This window comes from Streptomyces sp. UH6, from assembly GCF_013421635.1.
Classification (GTDB): domain Bacteria; phylum Actinomycetota; class Actinomycetes; order Streptomycetales; family Streptomycetaceae; genus Streptomyces; species Streptomyces abyssomicinicus.
Genome location: NZ_JACADT010001404.1, coordinates 1 through 1073 on the forward strand (window position 1 = coordinate 1; position 1073 = coordinate 1073).

General features: G+C 72.8%; 1 protein-coding gene. It reads left to right on the forward strand.

Annotation, left to right across the window (positions count from 1 at the left end):
- On the forward strand, positions 1-1073 hold a 1073-nt coding region (locus HW445_RS32175; RefSeq protein ID WP_180224281.1), incomplete at both ends, for a DEAD/DEAH box helicase.

Consider the following 1073-nt stretch of genomic DNA (forward strand, 5'->3'; position numbering starts at 1 on the left):
GTGCTGGGCCGGGGCCGCACCGGCTCCGGCAAGACGCTGGCGTTCGGGCTGGCGCTGCTGGCCCGTCTGGCCGGGCAGCGCGCCGAGTCGCGTCAGCCGCTGGGCCTGGTCCTGGTGCCCACCCGTGAGCTGGCCCAGCAGGTCACCGACGCGCTGACGCCGTACGCGCAGGCGCTGCGGATGCGGCTCACCACGGTGGTCGGCGGCATGTCGATCGGCCGCCAGGCCAGTGCGCTGCGCGGCGGCGCGGAGGTCGTGGTGGCCACGCCGGGCCGTCTGAAGGACCTCATCGACCGCGGCGACGTCCGGCTGGACCGGGTGTCGATCACGGTCCTCGACGAGGCCGACCAGATGACCGACATGGGCTTCATGCCGCAGGTCACCGCGCTGCTGGACCTGGTGCGCCCGGACGGGCAGCGGATGCTGTTCTCGGCCACCCTGGACCGCAACGTGGACCTGCTGGTGCGCCGCTACCTGCACGACCCGGTGGTCCACTCGGTGGACCCGTCGGCGGGCGCGGTCACCACGATGGAGCACCACGTGCTGCACGTGCACGAGGCCGACAAGCACGCGACGACCACGGAGATCGCCGCCCGCGACGGCCGGGTGATCATGTTCCTGGACACCAAGCACGCGGTGGACCGGCTCACCAAGCACCTGCTGTCGGTGGGCGTGCGCGCCTCCGCGCTGCACGGTGGCAAGTCGCAGCCGCAGCGGACGAGGACGCTGGCCCAGTTCAAGGACGGCCTGGTGAACGTGCTGGTCGCCACGAACGTGGCGGCGCGCGGCATCCACGTCGACAACCTCGACCTGGTCGTCAACGTCGACCCGCCGGCCGACCACAAGGACTACCTGCACCGCGGTGGCCGTACGGCCCGTGCGGGCGAGTCCGGCACGGTCGTCACGCTGGTGCTGCCGAACCAGCGCCGGGAGATGGACCGGCTCATGTCGGACGCGGGCATCACGCCGCGGATCGCGAAGGTGCGCTCGGGCGAGGCGGAGCTGACGCGGATCACCGGTGCGCAGGCGCCGTCGGGTGTTCCGGTGGTCATCCAGTCGCCGCAGGCCGCCGC